This window comes from Nostoc sp. (assembly GCF_041747015.1).
Taxonomy (GTDB): Bacteria; Cyanobacteriota; Cyanobacteriia; order Cyanobacteriales; family Nostocaceae; genus Nostoc.
The window spans coordinates 1-6890 of the sequence record NZ_JBGTFY010000218.1 but is presented as its reverse complement, the minus strand read 5'-3'; the positions used below and the strand labels follow the sequence as shown (position 1 = coordinate 6890).

Genomic DNA, 6890 nt, shown 5'->3' with positions numbered 1-6890 from the left:
GCGTAGTAGCAGCATTAAATGTGGGTAAAGTCCGCTCTTGAACCATTATTTTTGAGTATCCCTGTTGTACAACTTAAAGTTATGGTCTTAAATAAATTGGTCAAATCGGCGAAAGCCGCCGCTTCGACTTCTCGCTGAGTGGGAAGATTTATAAGTACTACTTCTTATTTAGGACTCCTGAATATTCCCCTTTCATAGATTAGCAATCAAGATAGACTGCTTTCTGCATATCCATTAACAATTTAAAAAAAAAGGACACGAAAGTTTCTATACTTAATGATGGGTAATTGTAATTAAAGGTTAATTATGATATTATTTTGTTCTCCTGTTATCAGGGTTAACCCCCAGTAGCGACATATTAATGACCGCATTAAGTAAATTCCAGAAAAAATCAATTATATAGGTTCCTGCGATCGCAAAATTTATACCGTTTCTAAAAGCGGTAGTTGTGTTTTAGGGCATCAAGGGCTAATACTAGTCGTGTTAAACCAAAAATACTAAGAATTAAGACAAAAGACTGAGCTTTTCTAGGCGAAAGCAAAAAATTAGTACTAGAATGTGACTCAAAATTTAGGGAAGGCACAAAACAAGTTGTTGCAATATACACTTGTAAAGTAAATTCTACACGGCATTATTATGGCACGGTTTTACAGGACTGGAACGCTCTAGGTGAATTATGTTGATCACGGTGCAGGGGAAGTAGGCTGTGCGAATTCCGCTAGATTACTACCGAATTTTAGGACTACCGTTAGCGGCAAGTGATGAACAGTTGCGGCAGGCATATAGCGATCGCATTGTGCAATTGCCAAGACGTGAGTATTCTCAAGCAGCAATTTCTTCTCGTAAACAACTCATAGAAGAAGCTTACGTGGTTTTATCAAATCCAAAAGAACGCAGTTCCTACGATCAGCTTTATCTTGCTCATGCATATAACCCTGATAACCTTGCTGCTGCCGCAGTAGCACTGGAAAATCGTCCAGAAAGCCCCAAGAGAGGTATTGACACCCAGAGTCTGGGTATCGAAATTACCCAAGACGAGTTAATCGGTGCTTTATTAATTTTGCAAGAGCTAGGAGAATACGAACTTGTATTAAAACTAGGTCGTCCGTACCTAGTGAATAAAAAGGGTGTCTCAAGTACTAGAAAGGGCAATAATCTAGCAGACGAAGAAATACACGAAAGCGCTGAACGTCCAGATGTGGTTTTGACTGTTGCCCTTGCCTGTCTAGAACTAGGGCGGGAACAGTGGCAGCAAGGTCACTACGAAAATGCCGCCATATCCCTAGAAACTGGTCAAGAACTGCTATCACGCGAAGGGTTATTCTCTAGTGTCCAGGCGGAAATTCAGGCGGATCTTTACAGATTACGACCATATCGAATTTTAGAGTTGCTGACACTATCTCAAGAGAAGACTGCCGAACGACGCCGAGGCTTGGAATTATTACAAAACCTCTTAGAAGACCGTGGTGGGATTGATGGCACAAGCAATGATGAATCTGGTTTAAACATAGATGATTTTCTGCGATTTATCCAGCAGTTACGCAACCACTTAACAGTTGCAGAACAGCACAAGTTATTTGAAGCAGAAAGCAAACGTCCTTCTGCTGTTGCCATTTACTTAGCTGTCTATGCCTTAATCGCACGGGGATTTGCTCAACGGCAACCGGCTTTAGTTCGTCAAGCCAGGCAAATGCTCATACGTCTGGGTAAACGCCAAGATGTACATTTGGAGCAGTCGCTATGTGCGTTACTCTTGGGACAAACCCAAGAAGCAACTCGGGTTTTAGAACTTAGTCAGGAGTACGAAGCTTTAGCTTTTATTCGGGAAAAATCTCAAGACTCTCCAGATTTGTTGCCGGGGCTGTGTCTGTATGCAGAACAGTGGTTGCAATACGAAGTGTTTCCACATTTTCGAGATTTGGCAAACCAGCAAGCTTCGCTAAAAGACTACTTTGCCAACCAACAGGTGCAAGCTTATTTAGAAGCACTACCAACGGATGCAGAAACAATTAATGAATGGGCTGTAATTAACCCCCAGTCTTTTCCTCAGCAACAGCCAAATAATCCCCGTTTTTACAACAATTCAACTGGGGTTTCAGGGCAATTTAATCACGGCAGAACACCTGACCCAGATTTGTTAGAAACACCAACAAAAGAAAGACCCGAATATTCAAACTTCTCACAACCCAGATGGAATTCATCTGGGAGTATAAAATCAGAAGTTCCTACTGCCGAACGTCTTACCAGAGTCACTAATCAGCATTTGAATGGTTCAGCTAAAACTGCTGCATCGAGTCATAACCAAAAGCGTAGGAGGAAAAAACCTACTCAATCTGCTAGCCGAGAACGTGCACCAGATAATCGTCCTCGTTCTCGTCAGCCTCGGCGACGGCGAACTTTTGCTAACACTGTAGAAGGGAAAACACGGCTGGTATGGAAAGTGTTTATTTCTTTAGTGAGTATATTAGTTTTTTGGGTGTTAGTTACAACGACTTTTGGATGGTTAAAAAATCTGTTTTTTCCTACACCATCTGCGCGTAATTTACATTTGTTCGTACAGATAAATCAACCACCAACATTTATTCCCGACCGAAACAGTAAACCACAATCACCAGAAGGTGTTTTAACAGATACAACGGCAGAGGAAGTTATTCAGACTTGGCTATCTACTAAAGCCGCAGCTTTAGGTGCAAATCATGATATTGATAGTTTAGGGCAGATTTTAACTGGTCCAGCCCTGTCTCAATGGCGGCTAATTGCTCAACAAGATAGGTTAGACAATCGCTACCGAAAGTACAACCATAGTCTGAAGGTGGAATCTGTAGATAAGATTGATTTATTCGCAGACCGCGCTGTAGTGGAAGCTACGGTAAAGGAAGCGACGCAGTTCTATGAAAATGGTCAGTTTAAAGAGTCTTCTGACGATAATTTACGAGTCCGATATGATTTGATTCGATATAAAGGTAAATGGCGTATCCAGAGTATGTCGGTTGTCGATCAGATAGTACCAATTATTTAAGAGCGTGCATAGAATATTCTTACTAAATCAGCATTTCCGGGATCTTGTTGGTATAAGGATAGTTTTTTAGCATAAAAGAAATCAAAGTCATACTTACAGTTTTAAGAATCTTGCCGATGTCATTGTTTGCAAAATTTGGTAACTGAGCGATCGCCTTTTTAACGTTAAGTTGACACCAATGAGCAACGCTAAACCCCTACCCACGCATTTGTAACATTATTAAAGTGAAATGGTATAACGCACCATTTCAGGTTTTCACTGCTTTACGAAAGTTGTAATGTATCATACATTTTGTCAATTCTCAAAGAGAACTTTGACATCAAAAATTACTTTTATCAATATAATTTTAGCAAAAAAGTTAAACAAGCCTCCATCTTTGGGAACAATAAACCTATCGAATCTCAGGTAAGTAGGTCAAAAGCATTGAGTGATGAAACGACGGAACTTTTGTACCCCTCTGTGGAGAAATTGGTTAAGGAGATTGTGGCGGTTAACCACGCTTGGAAAGTAGCTCGTGAATTATTTGGACAAGATTCACCCCTATCTATTTCTTCGCGGGATTTAAAAACCTGTTTGCAAGTTCGTTTGTTGCGAAGCTATGCACCAGAAAAGGTTTATCTAATTGAAGATGAACAATCAGAAGGTGAACCCGTTTACAGCTTATGTCTCCGAGAACCTATAGGAAACCGCCTGTATGCAGAACATCTGCCAATTCAGATAGCTGAAGAAGTTCTTACGGATAAAGAATTAGAGAAATTCAAAAAGATATAACCAAGATAAACAAGAGGGGTGTAGCGTGGAAATAGCAAAAGTTTGGGACATTATTTGGGATAACGAACCTTTTCATTGGGCAACTGCTTTTGTATTAGTAGTTGCAATTTTTGTCGAACTTTACACATTATGGCAGTATTGGCGCTCAGAGTGTGGCATAACTGGAACCTCGATTAAATTTTTGAGTAATTTGAAAAAGGGTAAAAATGGTAAAAATGTCAATCTTTTAGAAAAGGATAGTCTTTGGTTTAAAGACCATCTAGGAACTGATGACTCTAGTAGATTCCGACAACAAGATGGTAAGTTCATACTGATAAAGTATCCATCTGTCTTAGCCCATGCCATACCTCGTAGTTCCTTGCGCTTTGTGATAACCTTGTGTACCGCGATCGGCGTTTTAGGAACCTTTTACGGTATACAAGAGGGACTCCAAGGAATCAATTTATCTACAGAAAATCCTAAAGAATTGATGACTGCCAGTAAAGGGCTACTAGTAGGAATGAAAACAGCTTTCTCCACTTCCCTAATGGGGCTTGGTTCTGGTAGCTTGTTTACTCTAGTTTTGTTTGGGTGTGATTCGCTACGGCAGAAACGGCGTGATAGTTTGCGTCATAGACTTAAAGCGATCGCAACTTTAAAAACGGCAGACAATAGCAACCATGAAGTAGCTGAAGCACTTAGTCTTGTAGCAAAAAGTTTGACTGGGTTAAAGCAGCTAAATGCAGAAGGCATTGGTCAAGCTGTAGGTAGGAGTATTGCAGAACAATTCGCAGGTTTAAATCAGTTGTCAGCCCAAGCTATAGGTCAAGCTATAGGTCAGCAGATTAAGCCAGCCTTGGGAGAAATGTTCAAAGAACAGAAAAAACTCCGAGAAATTCAAGAAAACCAGGGACAGAGAGTTTTAGAAGAACTCATCAAAGATTTGCGAGTTCAGGTACTCGAACCGATTGCAGATCGACTAGATAAAAGTGCAGAGTTAACCCAGCAAGCTTCCGAAGCTGTGCTGACTCTGCATAGAGAATTGGGTGGTATATCTCAAAATTTGGCAAGTTCCATCCTGACAATTCAGAACTTTCAAAAAGAGACTTTGGTAGAACTCCAGAGATTTGCTAACAATTTGGGAGAGACTCTAAATCAATTTCAAACAGATACAAAAGGTGTATTACAACAAACAGCCGACGAAATTAATCGAGCTGTAGATCAGAGTATCCAGGGAATGACAGCCCAGCGAAGTGCTTTTGAAACAAGTGCAGTGCAAGCTGCTGCTACCTTCCGAGGAATTCGAGAGGAACTGCAAACAGCACTACAAGAACGCGCAGTAGTAGAAAAGCAGATGCTTCAAGCTACTCAGACTGGAATCATCCAAATTCTCACCCAAGCAAATAGAACCTTTCATGAGCAAACTAATACTCTAAAAACAGTGGGTGATCAAGCTTCTGGATTGATGAATGATGCGAAGGATAATCTTCTGGCTACTTTAGGAAATATCGACGCAACACTCACAGCAACTCGCCATACAGTAGAAGATGATTTAACAAGATTTAGGGAAGAATATCAAGCGAATTTACATATGTTTTTTCAAGAACAAAACAACTTACTTGAGGGGACACTAGGCAGACAACAGGAAGGATTATCTGGGGTTGTGAACAATCTTGATCAAGTCTTCCGAGAGGAATTTGAAAGACGTAGTGAATTGACTCGAGAAATAGACGAAAGTATGATTAACATTCAGAGGTCTGTCGAACAAATTAACAGATTAGTTAGTGCAGCTGGATTAAATGATGCACAACGACTAATGCAACTAGAAAATCTTGCTCGTGATATTGGTCAGCAAGTGCAAATAGTAGACAATTCATACAGGGATTTGAATCAAAAATTTGACAATAGTCTTCAGTCTTGGCAGGGTCATCTCGAAGTTTCTATGCAAAGGACTGTTGACTCACAGTTAAGCTTTTTCCAACAAGCAGATACTTCTATGGCTAGAGTTTGCGGACGTTTACTAGAGACAGCAGAAGTTCTGGCTGCTGCAAATGATAATCGCCCATTTCGTAATGCAGGAAGCAATCATGGATGATTTTATCAGAGGTGAAATTGATGCAGATATTATAGAAGATGATGACTCTAGTATCTATCTGTCTATTGGCGATCTGATGTCTAGTTTACTAATGTTTTTTGCTTTGCTATTTATTACTGCACTACTCCAGCTTGCACAAAAGGATGTACCAAAACGGGTAGTAATTGGTAATGTTGTGGGACAGATGAAAAGCAACAATATCAATGTCAAAGTAAACCCGGAAACTGGGGATGTCAGTATCCAAGAATCAATTCTTTTTGCCAAGGCAAGTACAGAACTTAAACCAGAAGGTAAAGCCTTTCTACGCCGCTTTATTCCTGTTTACAGTGGTGTGATTTTCTCCAAACCAGAATTTGATCAGGAAATTAGCCGCGTAGTTATAGAAGGTCATACTAGCTCGGAAGGAGATGACAAAACCAATCTACAACTAAGCTTGTTGCGAGCATCATCAGTTTACACATACATTTTTTATGATATGAATTTCCCTACCAAAGCACCTTTAAGTCAAAAAATATTAGCTGCTGGTCGGGGAGAAATCGAATCTGACAAAAAACGTGATAATCCAGGCGATCGCAAAGTAGTTTTCCGCTTTCAGTTTCGCAGTGATGAGTTAAAGAAAGATATCCTGAAAACCTCTCTTTAAAGGAGCTAAAACATTGAATTCTCAGTTTTCCATTCCTTCTCTACCTCAAACTCCTCAGTGTAGCCCTAATCAACTTATTCAGCTTGCAAGTAACTTACCAGATGCAACAATATCAATACCAAGTGTTGATAAAATATTGGAAGCTATTGAACAGGGTAAAGCTGATCAAGTAAGTCCATTGGACTGGATTTACTGCATCTATGCTAAAGCACAGTGGGATCAGCAAAATCTTGACCGATGCAGGAAAACATCAGCAGCTATTTGGAAGGTAGCAATTTATAATTCATGGCTGCAACATCAGCTATTGTGGCGTTTAGCTCTTTATTATGGTGATCAGCAAGAACAGGTGTTAGCACAGTCTTTAGCTGAATCTTTTGATGTCT

Annotated in this window: 4 protein-coding genes and 1 pseudogene; all 5 read left to right on the top strand. The window is 40.1% G+C overall.

What is annotated here, in order from left to right; genetic code table 11:
* Positions 1 to 706: 706 nt before the first annotated feature.
* On the top strand, positions 707 to 3019 hold the full coding sequence (locus ACEW80_RS17730) for an IMS domain-containing protein (protein WP_373527856.1): 2313 nt from the start codon (positions 707 to 709) through the stop codon (positions 3017 to 3019).
* A gap of 291 nt (positions 3020 to 3310) precedes the next feature.
* Positions 3311 to 3790, top strand: coding sequence for a hypothetical protein (locus tag ACEW80_RS17725; protein ID WP_373527855.1), 480 nt, complete (start codon positions 3311 to 3313; stop codon positions 3788 to 3790).
* Positions 3791 to 3815: 25 nt separating this feature from the next.
* Positions 3816 to 5864, top strand: a complete 2049-nt coding sequence (locus tag ACEW80_RS17720; protein WP_373527854.1) for a hypothetical protein — start codon at positions 3816 to 3818, stop codon at positions 5862 to 5864.
* Entirely contained in the window at positions 5857 to 6507 is a 651-nt protein-coding gene (locus ACEW80_RS17715) for a flagellar motor protein MotB (RefSeq protein WP_373527853.1), read from the top strand. Before ACEW80_RS17720 ends, ACEW80_RS17715 begins: the two co-directional genes overlap by 8 nt.
* A 13-nt stretch (positions 6508 to 6520) precedes the next feature.
* Positions 6521 to 6890 (top strand): annotated as a pseudogene (locus ACEW80_RS17710) (hypothetical protein); the annotation flags it as partial.

Excerpts from the sequence above, each read along its gene's own strand:
- ACEW80_RS17715 (WP_373527853.1), top strand. The coding sequence starts at position 5,857 with ATGGATGATTTTATCAGAGGTGAAATTGATGCAGATATTATAGAAGAT.